We start from the raw sequence: 15431 nt of genomic DNA, 5'->3' as shown, positions 1-15431 counted from the left end.
CTATGACGGCGTTCCGGTCCGTCGCGGTGATTGGTGCGGGCGCATGGGGCACGGCACTGGCGACGGTCGCGGCGCGCGCCGGGCGGAACGTGACGCTCTGGGCGCGCAACAGCGAACATGCCGCGCGAATCGCCTCGACCCGCGACAATCCGCGGCTGCCCGGCGTGCGGCTGGCGCCGGAGATCGTCGTGACGCACGAGCTTGCGGAGGCCGCGCGCGCGGACATGGTGCTGATCGCGACGCCCGCACAGCATTTGCGCGGCGCAGTCAACATGCTCGCCTCGCATCTGACAAAGCCGGTGCCGATCGTCGCCTGCGCCAAAGGCATCGAGCACGGCACCCATAAATTCATGACCGACGTCATCGCGGAAGCCGCACCTCACGCGCCGCCGGCGATCCTGTCGGGCCCGAGCTTTGCCGACGACGTCGCGCGCGGCTTGCCGACCGCGGTGACGCTGGCGGCGAAGGATGAAGCGCTGGCGAGCGCGCTGGTGCAGGCGCTGGGCTCGGCGACCTTCCGGCCCTATCACACGACAGATGTCCGCGGCGTCGAGATCGGCGGTGCGGCCAAGAACGTGTTGGCGATCGCGGTTGGCATCGCGGTCGGGCGCAAGCTCGGCGCCTCCGCCCAGGCTGCGCTGACGACCCGCGGCTTTGCCGAACTCACGCGCCTCGGCCGTGCCCTCGGCGCGCGCGGCGAGACGCTCACGGGCCTGTCCGGCCTCGGCGATCTGATCCTGACCTGCTCGAGCCCGCAATCGCGCAATCTCGCGCACGGCCTTGCGCTGGGCCGCGGCGAGCAGCCTCCCGCGGGCAAGCTTGCCGAGGGCGAGTTCACCGCACCTGTGTTGATCGAACTCGCAGCTTCGCACAACATCGAGATGCCGGTATCAGAAGCGGTCGCTTCGATCCTGAGCGGCCGGAGCACGATCGACGCCGCGATCTCGGGGCTGTTGACGCGCCCCTTCAAGGCAGAGGAATGACGTCTTTCTCGTCATGCCCGCGCTTGTCGCGGGCATCCACGTCTTGATATTGAATTGGTGGCAGAGACGTGGATGGCCGGGACAAGCCCGGCCATGACGAACGGATAGGACGCGCGATGAACTACTGGCTGGTGAAATCCGAACCGTCGGTATGGTCCTGGGACCAGCAGGTGGCGAAAGGCGCCAAGGGCGAGGCCTGGACCGGCGTGCGCAATTACACCGCGCGCATAAACCTCGTGAACATGAAGAAGGGCGACAAGGCGTTCTTCTATCATTCCAACGAGGGCAAGGAGATCGTCGGCATCGCCGAGATCATCAAGGAGGCCTACCCCGACCCGACCGACAAGACCGAGAAATTCGTTTGCGTCGATATCAAAGCCGACAAGCCCTTGAAGACGCCGGTGACGATGGCCGCGATCAAGGCGGACAAGAAGCTCGCTGATATGGCGCTGGTGAAATATTCGCGCCTGTCGGTGCAGCCGGTGACGGCGGAAGAGTGGAAGCTCGTCTGCAAGATGGGCGGGATGTAATCGACTTCAACGGTAGGGTGGGCAAAGCGTAGCGTGCCCACCAATCGAAACCGGAGCTTGCCGTGAGATGGTGGGCACGGCGCGCAAGAGCGCACTGCGCTTCGCTCCGTCGGGGCTACGATATCCGGGCTTGCGTCGCCGGTAGCGTAAACACCTCGCATGGCGAAGCGATGCCGCGCAGCGGATGCGATCCGAGCGCGACGAGAGGCGTGTCCGTCTCCGCGGCAAGCGCCCCCGATACCAGGACGGTCCGTTCCAAGGGCTTGCACAATCCCTCGAGCCGGCTGGCGAGATTGACGGCGGGACCGATCGCCGTGAAATCGAGCCTGTTGGCGGCGCCGATATTGCCCCAGAGTATTTCGCCGAGATGAAGGGCCGCTCCGAACGCAAGCGGCGGCAGTCCTTGAGCGCCGCGCTCCCCGTTGAGATACGCCATGCCGGCTTCGGCTGCGCCTGCGGCACGCAGGGCGGCGTCGCAGGCGCGGCGCGGTGAGGCCTCGACCACCGGGAATATTGCGAGCACGCCGTCGCCGATGAATTTCAGCACCTCGCCGCCGAAGGCATGAACGGCACCGGCGATGCGATCGAACCAGGCGTCGAGCGCTGCGATGACGTCGGCCGGCGGTGTGGTTTCCGACAAGGTCGTGAAGTTGCGCAGATCCGCATAGAGCAGCGCGGCTTGAATGGTCTCGCCGAGATCGCGCCGCAGCGGCGCCGCCAGCACCCGCTCCGCGCTGCGCTTGCCGAGATAGGCATCGAGCGTCGCGCGCAACGTGGCGCGCGCGGCGAGTACGGCAAGCGGCGTCGCGGCGAAACGCGCAGCCTGGCGCAATTGCTCGATCTCGTCTGCGGTGAACGGACGCGGCCCGATCCAGCCGAGCTGCGGCCCATCCTGTCGCCCGACCACCTCTTCGTGCACCTCGCCGCCCGCGATGTCGCGCAGCCAGCGGCGGCCGGCATCATCGGGCGGGTCGGGCGCCAGCCCACTTGGTGCGAAGCCGAGCGCCTCGATGACCCGGCCGTTCTCCGCGCGCCACAGCCAGGTCCGCTTCGCGATCAGCGGATGCGGCACCTCCAACGTCAGGCTGCCTGCCGCAAGCGGCACACCGTCGGCGACCAGATGAGCGCCGAGTTCCGCGAGCAGACGGTCGGCCCCGGGGCAGTCCGAGGCGGCATCGACGAGCCAGGCGAGGGTCCGGGAGAGTTGCATGGCCCGATGATGGCGAAGGTGGCCCGTCTTTGTCACGGGCAATCCTTGACGCACCGCTCCACCGCCGCCATGTGGCCAGTGTCAGCCCAGGGATGATCGCCGATGACCGAGCCGTTCGTAGTGCGACGCGAAACCCAGATCGCAGCCCCCCGCGCCACCGTCTTCGCCTATTTGACCGACCCCGAGAAAATCCTGAGCTGGATGGGCTCCGACGCGACCACGGAGCCGCACCCTGGCGGGCTCTATCTCCTCAAGGGCATCGGCCCGCGTGGCGGCGTCGGCCGCGGCACCTTCCGCGAGGTCGTGCCGGTGCATCGTCTGGCCTACACGTTCGGCTGGGAGGGCGGTCAGGAAGTGCCGCCCGGCTCGAGCCTGATCGAGATCGACCTGATCGAGCGCGACGGCGGCACGCTGCTGCGCATGACCCATAGCGGGCTCCCGACCGAGGAACAGGCCGCCGCGCACGCGAAAGGATGGGCGCATTATCTGGGCCGGCTCACGAGCGCAGCCGCGGGCCGCGATCCCGGTCCGGACAAGGGTATCTCAGACAAGATGTAGCTCTCGTAGGGTGGGCAAAGCGAAGCGTGCCCACGCGGCCTATCAACAATGTCGTGAGAATGGTGGGCACGGCGCTTCGCGCCTTTGCCCACCCTACGGCACTCCCGCTTAAACCGCCGCGGTCGCCACCACCTGCTGCAAAAGTTGCTCGCGCCTGGCCTGTGAACGCTGGCCCTTCATGGTCGCGGCGAAGCGTTCGAGGATGCCGTCCTCGAAGGCGGTGACGATGGTGTCGTGGACGTAGCTCTTGCGGCAGATGGCCGGCGTGTTGGAGAGCTTGTCGGCAGCGGCGCGGATCGCGTCCAGCACCTGCTTCTTGCGGCCGCGCTGGCTGGTCGCCGGCGTGATCCGCGACAGCGATTCCACCACGACTGCGGACGCCATCAGCGTGCGAAAATCCTTCAGCGAAATCTTGATGCCGGCGATCTCGCGCAGAAACGCGTTCACCTGCGTGGTGCTGACCGCGCGCACGATGCCGTAGGCGTCGCGATACTGGAACATGCGCTTGCCGGGAACGCCGTTCAGAATGCCGATGGCGCGCACCAGCTTCGCAGCGTCGCACTCTTTCCGCACCGCCTTGCCGCCCTTGGCCTTGAACGTCAGCACGAAGGAGTCGTCCTCGAGCGTAACGTTCGACTTCAGCATCGTGGTGGCACCGCGGGTGCCGTTGAGGCGGGCATAGGATTCGTTGCCGGGACGGATCGCGGTGCGCGCGATCAGCTCAATCACGGCCGAGAGTGCGAATTCACGCGTCGGCTCGTCGCCCGACAGGAACGCGGAGACCTTGCGCCGGATCTTTGGCAGCGCGCCAACAAGCTTTTCCAGCCGGTGCGCCTTGCGGTGCTCGCGGACCTTTTCCCAATCGGCGTGGTAGCGGTATTGCAGCCGGCCCGCGGCATCGCGTCCCACCGCCTGGAGATGCGAGCTCGGATCGGCGGAGTAGCGCACCTGGCGATAGGCCGGCGGCACCGCCATGGCGTGCAGCCGGCGGATAGTGCGGGCGTCGCGGATATGCGCGCCGTTGGGACGGACGAAGGAATAGCCCTTGCCGCGCTTGATGCGCCGGATGGTCAGCTCGTTCTGGTCGCCGAGCCGCAGGCCCAGCTCCTTGGCGATCGCCTCAACCGAGGTCGCAGGCGCGGTGTCGAAGACCTTTTTCGGGCTGAGACGGGCGGAACCGGCCGGTTTCGGCCATTGTCCGAGGGCTTTCGCCAGCGCGACAGCAGCAGGATCGGCCGAAGCGAGCCGCATCGTCCCGAGATTCTGCTGATCCATCATAGTCTTAAGCCTTAGCCCTGTCTGTTATCGGTCAATGCCGCTGTTCTGATTTTTGTTCCAAGGGTCTCTTGGACGGTCTCGTTGGACCCGGGTTGGCCATTTAGGGTGTTCCGAACCGCATTGCGAGTCCCGAATCAGTGACAGACGGTTTCTAAATACCTCCTGCGGCGCATGGGCGCCCTGCACGGGCCTCTTCCGGCGATTTGGTAAAGACCTGGAAAGCCGCGCCGGCCTGTTTCAGATCTGCGACAGTCGCGCCAGGCGGCGTTGATCTTCCGCATGGCTGGCCGCTCGCCGAAGGTCCAGCTTGTGCTCCTTGTCGGGTCCGGTTAGGCGGACGCATAATCGGTTCAACGATGACGTCGGCTCGCCAGTCGCCTGGGCTCGGCTTGCCGTATCTGGAGGGAAGCATGTCCGAGAAGACCTACGACGTCCCCGCGGAATGGGCCAAGCGCGCCTGGATCGACCAAGCCAAGTACAAGGACATGTACGCCCGCTCGATCGCGGACCCGAACGCCTTCTGGGCCGAGCAGGCCAAGCGTATCGACTGGATGCACGCGCCGACGAAGATCGAGAACGTCTCCTTTGCCCCCGGCAACATCTCGATCAAATGGTTCGAGGACGGCATCCTCAACGTCGCCCATAATTGCATCGACCGGCACCTGCACAAGCGCGCCAACCAGACCGCGATCATCTGGGAGGGCGACGATCCCTCGCAATCCCGGCACATCACCTACAAGGAGCTGCACGACGAGGTCTGCCGGATGGCCAACATCCTGCGCACCCGCAACGTCAAGAAGGGCGACCGCATCACCATCTACCTGCCGATGATTCCCGAAGCGGCCTACGCGATGCTGGCCTGCGCGCGGATCGGCGCAATCCACTCCGTGGTGTTCGCGGGCTTCTCGCCCGACAGCCTCGCCCAGCGCATCAACGACTGCCAGTCCAAGGTGATCATCACTGCCGACGAAGGTCTGCGCGGCGGCAAGAAGGTGCCGCTGAAGGCCAATGTCGATGCAGCGCTCGCCAAGGCCGATGGCGTCGACTGGGTCGTCGTTGTCAAGCGCACCGGCGGCACGGTCGAGATGAATCCGTCGCGCGATCTCTGGTATCACGACGCCGCCAAGATGGTGACGACGGAATGCCGGGCCGAGCACATGCACGCCGAGGATCCGCTGTTCATCCTCTATACGTCGGGCTCGACCGGCCAGCCCAAGGGCGTGCTGCACACCTCGGGCGGCTATCTCGTATTCGCCGCGATGACGCATCAATACGTCTTCGACTATCACGACGGCGACATCTACTGGTGCACCGCCGACGTCGGCTGGGTCACCGGACACAGCTATATCCTCTATGGGCCGCTGGCGAACGGTGCGACCACGCTGATGTTCGAAGGCGTGCCGAATTATCCGGACAATTCCCGTTTCTGGAACGTGATCGACAAGCACAAGGTCAACATCTTCTACACCGCACCGACCGCGATCCGCGCGCTGATGCAGAGCGGCGACGAGCCCGTGAAGAAGACGTCGCGCGCAAGCCTCCGGCTGCTTGGCTCGGTCGGCGAGCCGATCAATCCCGAAGCCTGGGAGTGGTATCACCGCGTCGTCGGCGACGACCGCTGCCCGATCGTCGACACCTGGTGGCAGACCGAGACCGGCGGCATCTTGATCACGCCGCTGCCGGGCGCGACCAAGCTGAAGCCGGGCTCGGCGACGCAGCCGTTCTTCGGCGTCGTGCCTGAGATCGTCGATGCCGACGGCAAGGTGCTGGACGGCGAGACATCAGGCAATCTCTGCCTGACGCGATCATGGCCGGGCCAGATGCGCACGGTCTATGGCGATCACGCCCGCTTCGAGCAGACCTATTTCTCGACCTACAAGGGCAAGTATTTCACCGGCGACGGCTGCCGGCGCGACGCCGACGGCTATTACTGGATCACCGGCCGCGTCGACGACGTCATCAACGTCTCCGGCCACCGCATGGGCACCGCGGAAGTCGAGAGCGCGCTGGTCGCGCATGAGAAGGTGTCGGAAGCCGCCGTGGTCGGTTACCCGCACGACATCAAGGGCCAGGGCATCTACGCCTATGTCACCCTGATGGCCGGCGTCGAGCCGACCGACGAATTGCGCAAGGAGCTCGTCACCTGGGTGCGCAAGGAGATCGGCCCGATCGCCGCGCCCGACCAGATCCAGTTCTCGCCCGGCCTGCCCAAGACCCGCTCCGGCAAGATCATGCGCCGCATCCTGCGCAAGATCGCCGAGGACGAGCCGGGCAGCCTCGGCGATACCTCGACGCTCGCCGATCCGGCCGTCGTCGACGATCTCGTCAAGAACCGGCAGAACAAGAAGTCGGCGTAAGCCACGCTCTCGTGCCCCGGAGTCAGCGCAGCGCTTCTTCAACGGTGCGCTGCAGAGCCGGGGGCCGATCCAACGGCAGAGCGCGTGGCCTCCTGGGTCCCGGCTCTGCGCAGCAGCGCCAAGGCGCTGTGGCGCGTCCGGGACACAGAGCCCCCCTCGAAACAACAGCCATTCACACCCTCACGCACTTGTCAGGGCGCGCGGCGCCGCGCCCGCGTCTTTCCAGCCAAGTGTTGTTTTCTTGTCATTTACTTTATTTCGAACATTTTCTTTGTTCCGCGTGCTGGCGGGCCCTTGGCGGCCGCGCGTGGAAACCATCCGGTTAACAGGCGCGATTAAGAATATCCGGGTAAGCGGGCAATTGCCGGTGCTGCGTAGTTTTGGACGATCCGTTCGGGGCAGAGGAAAAATTGATGTCGGTAAGGATTGCTGTGGCGCTCGCCGCCACCATCGGGGCAGGGGTCTTGATGTCGACGGCCGCAGAGGCGCGGCCGGAAATGGTTGGGACGCACGTCGCCAACTATTCACCCGGTACCATCGTGGTCAAAACCAACGAGCGGCGGCTCTATCTCATCCTCGATGACGGCCACGCCGTGCGCTACCCGGTCGGCGTCGGCAAGTCCGGCAAGCAGTGGGCCGGCACCACCCGCATCGACGGCAAGTATCGCAATCCGGCCTGGTCGCCGCCCGCCGAAGTGAAGCGCGACAAGCCGCAGCTTCCCGACGTGATCCCGGGCGGCTCACCGCATAACCCGATGGGCGTCGCCGCGATGACGCTGGCCGGCGGCGAGTATGCCATCCACGGCACCAATGTGCCGGGCTCGGTCGGCGGCTTCGTCTCCTATGGCTGCATCCGCATGCTCAACGACGACATCACCGATCTCTACAGCCGCGTCTCGGTTGGCACGACGGTGGTCGTGACGCGCTGATCTCCAAACTCGTAACAGAATTGAAAGAGCCGCGTCCATCGACGCGGCCTTTTGTTACCAGAAGCGCCAGCCGCGCGCGCACCAGCCGTCGCGATGGCCGCCATTGTAGCTCCGCGCGTAACCGCCCGCGAGCAACGCGGCAGATACGTCCGCAGTTCGCCTTGTCGCGACATTGGCGAGAACACGGCCGTATTTGTCGGGGCCGAGATTGGTGATCGTCACGCCGCCCTGGCCGAGCAAATCGCGCAGGGCGCCGGTCGCCGCTTGAGCCTTGTCCAATTCATCCTGGCAGGATGCCTTCATCTCCGGCGCATCGATACCGCGCAGGCGAACGCGCGCAACGAGAACGCGTCCGTCGCGCTGGTGCACGCGAGCGAGAAAGGTATCGCCGTCGATCGTGCGAATGACGTCGACCGGCTGACGGATGTCCGGATTGGCCTGCTGCAAAATGATCTGGGCATCTCGCGATTGACCGTCGATCGCATGCGGGAAGGGCCAGTTCATCCCGTGCCGGAACGTAAGCACGACGGCCACCACGATTCCGACCACGAACATCCACGGCAACAGCCCCGAGAAGTGACGGCCGAACGGCGAACCACTGTATGAGGGCCGGTATGGATGGCTAGGATCGAAGCGCGGCATCCGCGCACGCTAGGGCTGAGTCGGGCGATCCGGCAAGATAGCCTCAAAAGACAGCCTCAAAAGTCCGAGGCGATACCTTTGCGCTCCCAATCGCCGTAGCGGGTGGGCTCAGGTCCCTTCGGTCCCTGCAATTCCTTCGGCGCCGCCGCGGCGTGGGCAGCAGCAGCCTGCCGGCGCGCTTCCGCCTCGGCCAGCGCGCGCTGGGCGGCCGGCGGGAGCGGCTTGCGATCGGAAACGGGGGGCTGGTCACTCATCTCGGCGGTTCCTAGCGCAGGATCACGGGGTGTGCGACGTCCAATAACGCATTGCTGAGATGGTCATGGTGGGCTGTAAACGCGAGAGGCCATTCTTACATTTGGCATATTCGCATGCCAAAGATAGGTCTCTCGAGGCATGCGCCCATTGCGGCGGAACTGCCGCTCGCCAAGAACCTTAAGCCGCATGCCATCTCAACGTTTCGCTCCTCCGTCCGAAGTGCCCGGTCTCGCGGCGCGGCGGATCGCCGCTGACATCGTCGACGGCGTGCTGCACAAGCACCGCACGCTTGACGATCAGCTCGACGGCAGCGGTGCCCATCCCGGATTGAAGACGCTCGCCGACCGCGACCGCGCGCTGATGCGCCGCCTGGTCGCGACCGTACTGCGTCGGCTCGGCACGCTCGGCCATGTGCTGTCCCGCTTGCTCGACAAGGGCATTCCGTCCGAAGCGCCGCGCGCGCAGAGCGCGCTCCTGATCGGCGCCGCCCAGATCCTCTGGATGGACGTGCCCGATCACGCCGCGGTCGATCTTTCCGTCCGCCTCGTCCAGTCCGACCGGCGTGCCGCGCGTTATGCCGGCCTCGTCAATGCCGTGCTGCGCCGCTGCGCGCGCGAGGGCAAGGCGCTGGTGGATGAAGTTGCCACGCAATCGCTGGACCTGCCGCCCTGGCTGCTCGCGCGCTGGAGCGCGCATTACGGCGAGGCGACCGCAAGAGACATGGCGTTGGCGCTCGGCCACGAGCCCTCGCTCGACCTCACCGTGAAATCAGACGCCGCGCAATGGGCGAGCCGGCTGCACGGTGAAGTGCTGCCGACCGGATCGGTGCGCACGGTGCTGCACGGCGCCGTGACCATGCTGCCCGGCTTCACCGAGGGGCAATGGTGGGTGCAGGATGCCGCCGCCGCGTTGCCGGCTCGGCTATTTGGCGACATCAAAGGCAAGTCCATTGCCGATCTCTGCGCCGCCCCGGGCGGCAAGACCGCGCAACTGGCACAGGCCGGCGCGCATGTCACGGCGATCGACCGCTCACCCGCCCGGGTGGCGCGTCTGCGCGAGAATCTGACGCGGCTGTCGCTCCAGGCCGAGACTGTCGTCGCCGACGCCGTGGAATGGGCCGGCCCTGCCGAGGGTTTTGACGGCATCCTGATCGATGCGCCCTGCACATCGACCGGCACGATCCGCCGCCATCCCGACGTCGCCTGGCTCCGGCAGGAATCCGACGTCGCCGCCCTGACCGCGCTCCAGCAGCGGCTGCTGAAGAAATCCGTCTCGCTGCTCAAGCCGGGCGGGACGCTGGTCTACTGCACCTGTTCGCTGGAACCCGAAGAGGGCGAGCAGGCGATCGCGGCGCTGCTGGCCACGGAGGGCGGCCTGCGCCGCGTGCCGATCGAAGCTTCCGAGGTCTCGGGGCTCAGCGAGATCATCACCACGGAAGGCGACCTGCGCACGCTGCCCAGCCACCTGCCGAACGCCGATCCCAAGCTCGGCGGGCTCGACGGTTTCTACGCAGCCCGGCTCGTTAAATCCTGATTTTGCACCGGTTTTTGCGCCAGCGCTGATTCGCGACGCTTCAAGGTGGTGTCAGACGTCCGATTTTGGGATTAAGAAGGATTCGTCGTTCATCCTCTCCCCCTTCAAGGCAAGGCGTGTCGGTCGCTCAACGCAGACGTATCTCGACGCTGGTGATGAACCGCTTCGCGCGGAACATGCTCGCGCGCGCGAGCGGCGGTTCCGTTGCGCTATCGCGGGTCTGGCCCGGCCGTACCGACCGGCTGATCATCGCGCCGCATGACCTGCGCACCGCGGATGCGACCCGCGCCGCTGAGATCTATGCCGGCCGCTTCGTCTTCGCCGGCAAGATCGTCAATTGCCACGGCCGCTCGATCTTCGATCTCGAACCGCCGTCGGAAGACTGGGAGGTCGCGCTGCTCGGCTTCGGCTGGCTGCGCCATCTGCGCGCCGCCGACACCGCGCTGACGCGCGCCAATGCGCGCGCGCTGGTCGAGGACTGGATCGCCAACCCCGCCAACAAGCGCCGCGCCGTCGCGCGGCGTGCCGACGTGCTGGCGCGGCGTGTGATCTCGCTGCTGTCGCAGGCGCCGCTGGTGCTCAACGACACCGACAACAAATTCTACCGCCGCTATCTGCGGGCGCTGGCGCGGGAGATCCGCCTCCTGCGCTACACCATGGTCAACATGCCCGACGGGGTGCCGAAGCTCCAGGTGCTGATCGCACTGTGCTACGCGGCGCTGTGCCTTGCCAACCAGGCGGGACAGATCCGCAGTGCCTCGAAAAAGCTCTCGGACGAGTTGCAGCGGCAGATCCTGCCCGACGGCGGCCACATCTCCCGCAATCCGGGCGCGCTGATCGAGCTCCTGATCGACCTGTTGCCGCTGCGGCAGACCTTTGCCGCGCGCAACATCGCGCCGCCGCCGGCGCTGCTCAACGCGATCGACCGCATGATGCCGATGCTGCGCTTCTTCCGGCACGGCGACGGCAATTTCGCGCTGTTCAACGGCATGAGCGCGACGCCCTCGGACCTGCTCGCCACGCTGCTCGCCTATGACGACACCCACGGCGCGCCGATGGCGAACATGCCGCATACCGGCTTCCAGCGCCTCGACGCCGGCCAGACCACGCTGATCATCGACACCGGTCCGCCGCCGCCGGCCGGCGTCAGCCACGACGCCCATGCCGGCTGCCTGTCGTTCGAATTGTCTTCCGGCATCAGCCGCATCGTCACCAATTGCGGCATGCCGACCACGGGCCGCGACAATTGGCGGCCGTTCGCACGCGGCACCGCGGCGCATTCGACGCTGACCTATCACGAGACGTCCTCATGCCAGTTCGTCGAGATGTCGGCGATGAAGCGCCTCCTGCACGGTTCACCCGTCACCAGCGGCCCCGTCGAGGTCGAGAGCTATCGCGAGACCGTTCAGAACGGCACGCTGCTCACGACCTCGCATGACGGCTATCTCGCGAAGTTCGGCGCGATCCATCGCCGTGTGCTGATGATCGCCAATGACGGCGCACGCATCGACGGCGAGGACACGCTGTCGCCGCCGCAGGGCGGACGCTTCAAGGGCGCGGATGCCGATTTCGCGCTGCGCTTCCATCTGCATCCGGCGGTGAAGGCGAGCCGGCTGTCGGATGCCCGTGGCGTCATGCTGGTGCTGCCGAACCGCGACGTCTGGACCTTCGAGGCGCTCGACGACAAGGTCGACCTCGAGGACAGCGTGTTCCTGGCCGGCAATGACGGCCCGCGCCGCACCGCGCAGATCGTGATCCGGCAGGATGCGCGGCAGGCGCCGTCGATCCGCTGGAGCTTCGTCCGCTCCACTGCATCGCCTGCGGTCACCAATGCCCGCCGCAACGCCCGGCGCGAGCCGGAACTTCCGCTGTAAACGCGCACGATTCGGCCCCATCTCATCGTTGTGAAAACGGCCGAAAGCTGCTATCGAGCCCTCGCTCGCGCGACTGGCGACCTTGGATGGAGCACCATCGGGAAGCGCGAGATATAGAAGCCGCGCGCCTGGGCATAGACACTCCTTAAGACAGAGGATCTTGCTCATGACTGACCATCCCCGCCGCGTCACCCGTGCTCTTCTCTCCGTCTCCGACAAGACCGGCCTGATCGAGTTCGCAAAGGCGCTTGCCGCGCACGATGTCGAGCTGGTCTCGACCGGCGGCACCGCCAAGGCGATCGCCGCGGCCGGCCTCAAGGTGAAGGACGTTTCCGACCTCACCGGCTTCCCCGAGATGATGGACGGCCGCGTCAAGACGCTGCATCCGAAGGTGCATGGCGGCCTGCTCGCGATCCGCGACAACAAGGAACATGCGGAGGCGATGAAGGCGCACGGCATCGCGCCGATCGATCTCCTGGTCGTCAACCTGTATCCGTTCGAAGCGACCGTCGACAAAGGCGCGGGCTTCGAGGATTGCATCGAGAACATCGACATCGGCGGCCCCGCGATGATCCGCGCCGCGGCGAAGAACCATGACGACGTCGCCGTCGTGGTCGAGGCCGAGGACTACAAGGCCGTGCTCGACGAGCTCGCCGCCAACAACGGATCGACGACGTTGAAACTGCGCCGGCGGCTTGCCGCAAAGGCCTATGCGCGCACCGGAGCTTATGACGCCGCGATCTCGAACTGGTTCAACCGCCAGCTCGAGATCGACGCGCCCGATTTCCGCGCCTTCGGCGGCAGACTGATCCAGTCGCTGCGCTATGGCGAGAACCCGCACCAGACCGCGGCGTTCTATGCGACGCCCGACAAGCGGCCGGGCGTCTCGACCGCGCGCCAGCTCCAGGGCAAGGAGCTCTCCTACAACAACATCAACGACACCGATGCGGCCTACGAGTGCATCGGCGAGTTCGACGCCAAGCGCACCGCGGCCTGCGTCATCGTCAAGCACGCCAATCCGTGCGGCGTGGCCGAAGGCTCCGATCTCGTCAGCGCCTATCGCAAGGCGCTCGCATGCGATTCCACTTCGGCGTTCGGCGGCATCATCGCGATGAACCGCGCGCTCGACGCCGAGACCGCGCGCGAGATCACAAAGATCTTCACCGAGGTGATCATCGCGCCCGACGCCAGCGAGGAGGCGATCGCGATCATCGGCGCGCGCAAGAATCTGCGCCTGCTGCTCGCCGGCAGCCTGCCCGATCCGCGCGCGCCTGGCCTCACCGCCAAGACGGTGGCCGGCGGCCTCCTCGTGCAAAGCCGCGACAACGCGGTGGTCGACGACATGACCTTCAAGGTCGTGACCAAACGTGCGCCCACCGACGCCGAGATGCGCGATCTGAAATTCGCGTTCCGGGTCGCAAAGCACGTCAAGTCCAACACCATCATCTACGCCAAGGATCTCGCCACCGTCGGCATCGGCGCGGGCCAGATGAGCCGGGTGGATTCGGCGCGGATCGCGGCGCGCAAGGCGCAGGACGCGGCGAATGAGCTCAAGCTCGCAGAGCCGCTCACCAAGGGCTCGGTGGTGGCGTCGGATGCGTTCTTCCCGTTCGCCGACGGCATGCTCGCCTGCATCGAGGCCGGCGCCACCGCCGTGGTGCAGCCCGGCGGCTCCATGCGCGACGACGAGGTGATCAAGGCCGCCGACGAGCACGGCATCGCCATGGTGTTCACGGGCACGCGGCACTTCCGGCACTAACGCGATTTGCGTAGCCCGGATGGAGCGTAGCGAAATCCGGGTCTCACGTCTCAGCAACAGCGGCCCCGGATTGCGCTTCGCTCCATCCGGGCTACGCCACTAATCTCGCACCCGCATCAACAACCCCAGCCCCGCGACGAAAAACACCACCAGCACGGCCATGCCGGCCTTCTGGCTCGCCGTCACCGCGGTGATCATGCCGATCAGCAGCGGGCCGATGAAGGACGTTACCTTCCCCGTCAGCGCGAACAGGCCGAAATACTGCGCGATGCGATCCTTCGGCGCGAGACGGATCAGCAGCGTGCGCGAGGCGGCTTGAAGCGGGCCGCCGGCAGCGCCGATGAGACAACCCAAAACGAGATAAGCGCGCTCGGCCGCGCTCGAGAACAGGGGCGCGCCCGGAAGAGGCGGCGCAACCTTGACGAACAGGACGCTGTCCTTGTCGACCAGAAGAATCGCCGCCACCGCCAGCAACAGAACAAGCAGGCTGCCTGCGATGACGCGCTTCGGCCCGAGACCATCGTCGAGCTTGCCACCAAGCCATGCGCCAAGGGCGCCGGCAATCGCGAGCATGATGCCGAAGGTGCCGATCTGGATCGTGTGCCAGCCGAAGGTGCCGGCGGCATAGATGCCGCCGAACGCGAACAGCGACACCAGGCCGTCGGTGTAGATCATGTTGGCGAGCAGGAATGCCGCGAGCGATTTCCGCTGCGGCAGGCCCTTAATCGATTGCTTGAGATCCGACAATCCCTCGCGCAGCGCCTCGCGCACCGGATGCTTCGCCGGATAATCCGGCGTGAACAGGAACAATGGCGTCACGAAGATGATGAACCACAGCCCGGTCAGCGGTCCCACGATGCGGTCGCCCTGATGGCTGACCGGATCGAGCCCGAACAGCGGCTTGAAGCCGAGCAACGTGCGGCCGGTCTCGGGATTGGCGGCGAGGAAGCCGAGCACGATGACGAGGCTGACGATGCCGCCGATGTAACCCGTGGCCCAGCCGGTGCCGGAGAGCCGGCCGATCCGCTCAGGCGGCACCAGGGTCGGCATCATCGCGTTGTTGAAGACGGTGGCGAATTCCGCGCCGACGCTAGCGAGCGCGACCGCGGTGAGCAGCGGCGCAATGATGGTGGGATCGCCGGGCTTGCCGATCCACAGCGTGCAGGCCGCCAGCACCAGCAGTGTACCGAATCCCGCGATCCACGGCTTCCTGCGGCCCGAGGCATCGGCAATGGCGCCGAGCACCGGCGACATCAGCGCGATCGCGAGGCCTGCGGCCGCCATCGCAAAGCCCCACAACGACTGGCCGGTGGCGGCATCTGGCGCAATGCTGGTGGCGAAATAGGGTGCGAAAACAAAGGTCGTGATCAGCGTGAAATAAGGCTGCGCGGCCCAATCGAAGAAGATCCAGCTGATAACAGCGGCGCGCGGCGGATAGGTCCGCTGCGCGCCGGCCAAGCGCGCATCCGAGGCGATCGTCGTCATATTCCAGTCCCCATCACGAACAGTTTTGCCTCTGTTGG

At 66.1% G+C, this 15431-nt stretch carries 13 protein-coding genes and 1 riboswitch; of the genes, 8 read left to right on the top strand and 5 right to left on the bottom strand.

What is annotated here, in order from left to right; translation table 11 throughout:
* Positions 1-2: 2 nt before the first annotated feature.
* Together AB7245_RS01485 and AB7245_RS01480 are read left to right on the top strand one after the other, a co-directional pair.
* On the top strand, positions 3-983 hold the full coding sequence (locus AB7245_RS01485) for an NAD(P)H-dependent glycerol-3-phosphate dehydrogenase (RefSeq protein ID WP_063980323.1): 981 nt from the start codon (positions 3-5) through the stop codon (positions 981-983).
* A gap of 116 nt (positions 984-1099) precedes the next feature.
* Positions 1100-1513 carry an EVE domain-containing protein gene (locus AB7245_RS01480; RefSeq protein WP_063985980.1) on the top strand — a complete coding sequence of 138 codons (414 nt, stop codon included), beginning with the start codon at positions 1100-1102 and terminating at the stop codon, positions 1511-1513.
* Positions 1514-1628: 115 nt separating this feature from the next.
* Here AB7245_RS01480 and AB7245_RS01475 read toward each other — a convergent pair whose 3' ends face one another.
* Positions 1629-2723 (bottom strand): adenylate/guanylate cyclase domain-containing protein, encoded by a 1095-nt coding sequence (locus AB7245_RS01475; RefSeq protein ID WP_063980322.1) that lies wholly within the window; start codon positions 2721-2723, stop codon positions 1629-1631.
* A 102-nt stretch (positions 2724-2825) separates the two neighbouring features.
* Here AB7245_RS01475 and AB7245_RS01470 point away from each other — a divergent pair, with 102 nt between their 5' ends.
* Entirely contained in the window at positions 2826-3281 is a 456-nt protein-coding gene (locus AB7245_RS01470; RefSeq protein WP_063980321.1) for an SRPBCC family protein, read from the top strand.
* A gap of 108 nt (positions 3282-3389) precedes the next feature.
* Here the strand turns inward: AB7245_RS01470 and AB7245_RS01465 are convergent, their stop codons facing one another.
* Entirely contained in the window at positions 3390-4559 is a 1170-nt protein-coding gene (locus AB7245_RS01465) for a DNA topoisomerase IB (RefSeq protein WP_063980320.1), read from the bottom strand.
* A gap of 410 nt (positions 4560-4969) precedes the next feature.
* Between AB7245_RS01465 and acs the strand changes: the two genes are divergently transcribed.
* Together acs and AB7245_RS01455 are read left to right on the top strand one after the other, a co-directional pair.
* Positions 4970-6916, top strand: a complete 1947-nt coding sequence (gene acs / locus AB7245_RS01460; RefSeq protein ID WP_063980319.1) for an acetate--CoA ligase — start codon at positions 4970-4972, stop codon at positions 6914-6916.
* Between the two features lie 413 nt (positions 6917-7329).
* Positions 7330-7845 (top strand): L,D-transpeptidase, encoded by a 516-nt coding sequence (locus AB7245_RS01455; protein ID WP_063985979.1) that lies wholly within the window; start codon positions 7330-7332, stop codon positions 7843-7845.
* 54 nt (positions 7846-7899) lie between these two features.
* Here the strand turns inward: AB7245_RS01455 and AB7245_RS01450 are convergent, their stop codons facing one another.
* Together AB7245_RS01450 and AB7245_RS01445 are read right to left on the bottom strand one after the other, a co-directional pair.
* Positions 7900-8487, bottom strand: coding sequence for a thermonuclease family protein (locus tag AB7245_RS01450; RefSeq protein ID WP_084794916.1), 588 nt, complete (start codon positions 8485-8487; stop codon positions 7900-7902).
* A 56-nt stretch (positions 8488-8543) separates the two neighbouring features.
* Positions 8544-8741 carry a DUF1674 domain-containing protein gene (locus AB7245_RS01445; protein WP_063980317.1) on the bottom strand — a complete coding sequence of 66 codons (198 nt, stop codon included), beginning with the start codon at positions 8739-8741 and terminating at the stop codon, positions 8544-8546.
* A 187-nt stretch (positions 8742-8928) separates the two neighbouring features.
* Between AB7245_RS01445 and AB7245_RS01440 the strand changes: the two genes are divergently transcribed.
* The 3 genes from AB7245_RS01440 (at position 8929) to purH (ending at position 13908) form a co-directional block, all read left to right on the top strand.
* Positions 8929-10275 (top strand): RsmB/NOP family class I SAM-dependent RNA methyltransferase, encoded by a 1347-nt coding sequence (locus tag AB7245_RS01440; protein WP_063980316.1) that lies wholly within the window; start codon positions 8929-8931, stop codon positions 10273-10275.
* A 155-nt stretch (positions 10276-10430) separates the two neighbouring features.
* The gene (locus AB7245_RS01435) at positions 10431-12149 is read left to right on the top strand and encodes a heparinase II/III family protein (protein ID WP_231145448.1); all 1719 of its coding nucleotides are present in this window, start codon (positions 10431-10433) and stop codon (positions 12147-12149) included.
* Positions 12150-12208: 59 nt separating this feature from the next.
* Positions 12209-12290, top strand: a riboswitch (ZMP/ZTP riboswitch).
* Between the two features lie 25 nt (positions 12291-12315).
* Positions 12316-13908, top strand: a complete 1593-nt coding sequence (gene purH, locus AB7245_RS01430) for a bifunctional phosphoribosylaminoimidazolecarboxamide formyltransferase/IMP cyclohydrolase (RefSeq protein WP_283017910.1) — start codon at positions 12316-12318, stop codon at positions 13906-13908.
* A 99-nt stretch (positions 13909-14007) separates the two neighbouring features.
* Here the strand turns inward: purH and AB7245_RS01425 are convergent, their stop codons facing one another.
* Entirely contained in the window at positions 14008-15393 is a 1386-nt protein-coding gene (locus tag AB7245_RS01425; protein ID WP_063980313.1) for an MFS transporter, read from the bottom strand.
* Positions 15394-15431 lie beyond the last annotated feature (38 nt).

It is taken from the genome of Bradyrhizobium sp. 604_D8_N2_3 (assembly GCF_051810765.1).
In the GTDB taxonomy this organism is placed as follows: Bacteria; Pseudomonadota; Alphaproteobacteria; order Rhizobiales; family Xanthobacteraceae; genus Bradyrhizobium; species Bradyrhizobium barranii.
Note: the sequence above shows the minus strand (reverse complement) of the source record. Positions and strands in the feature narration are given on the sequence as shown.

Bases quoted from the DNA above. Each gene is read 5' to 3' on its own strand.
- AB7245_RS01485 (WP_063980323.1), top strand. From the start codon at position 3: ATGACGGCGTTCCGGTCCGTCGCGGTGATTGGTGCGGGCGCATGGGGC.
- AB7245_RS01480 (WP_063985980.1), top strand. From the start codon at position 1,100: ATGAACTACTGGCTGGTGAAATCCGAACCGTCGGTATGGTCCTGGGAC.
- AB7245_RS01475 (WP_063980322.1), bottom strand. From the start codon at position 2,723: ATGCAACTCTCCCGGACCCTCGCCTGGCTCGTCGATGCCGCCTCGGAC.
- AB7245_RS01470 (WP_063980321.1), top strand. From the start codon at position 2,826: ATGACCGAGCCGTTCGTAGTGCGACGCGAAACCCAGATCGCAGCCCCC.
- AB7245_RS01465 (WP_063980320.1), bottom strand. From the start codon at position 4,559: ATGATGGATCAGCAGAATCTCGGGACGATGCGGCTCGCTTCGGCCGAT.
- acs (WP_063980319.1), top strand. From the start codon at position 4,970: ATGTCCGAGAAGACCTACGACGTCCCCGCGGAATGGGCCAAGCGCGCC.
- AB7245_RS01455 (WP_063985979.1), top strand. From the start codon at position 7,330: ATGTCGGTAAGGATTGCTGTGGCGCTCGCCGCCACCATCGGGGCAGGG.
- AB7245_RS01450 (WP_084794916.1), bottom strand. From the start codon at position 8,487: ATGCCGCGCTTCGATCCTAGCCATCCATACCGGCCCTCATACAGTGGT.
- AB7245_RS01445 (WP_063980317.1), bottom strand. From the start codon at position 8,741: ATGAGTGACCAGCCCCCCGTTTCCGATCGCAAGCCGCTCCCGCCGGCC.
- AB7245_RS01440 (WP_063980316.1), top strand. From the start codon at position 8,929: ATGCCATCTCAACGTTTCGCTCCTCCGTCCGAAGTGCCCGGTCTCGCG.
- AB7245_RS01435 (WP_231145448.1), top strand. From the start codon at position 10,431: ATGAACCGCTTCGCGCGGAACATGCTCGCGCGCGCGAGCGGCGGTTCC.
- purH (WP_283017910.1), top strand. From the start codon at position 12,316: ATGACTGACCATCCCCGCCGCGTCACCCGTGCTCTTCTCTCCGTCTCC.
- AB7245_RS01425 (WP_063980313.1), bottom strand. From the start codon at position 15,393: ATGACGACGATCGCCTCGGATGCGCGCTTGGCCGGCGCGCAGCGGACC.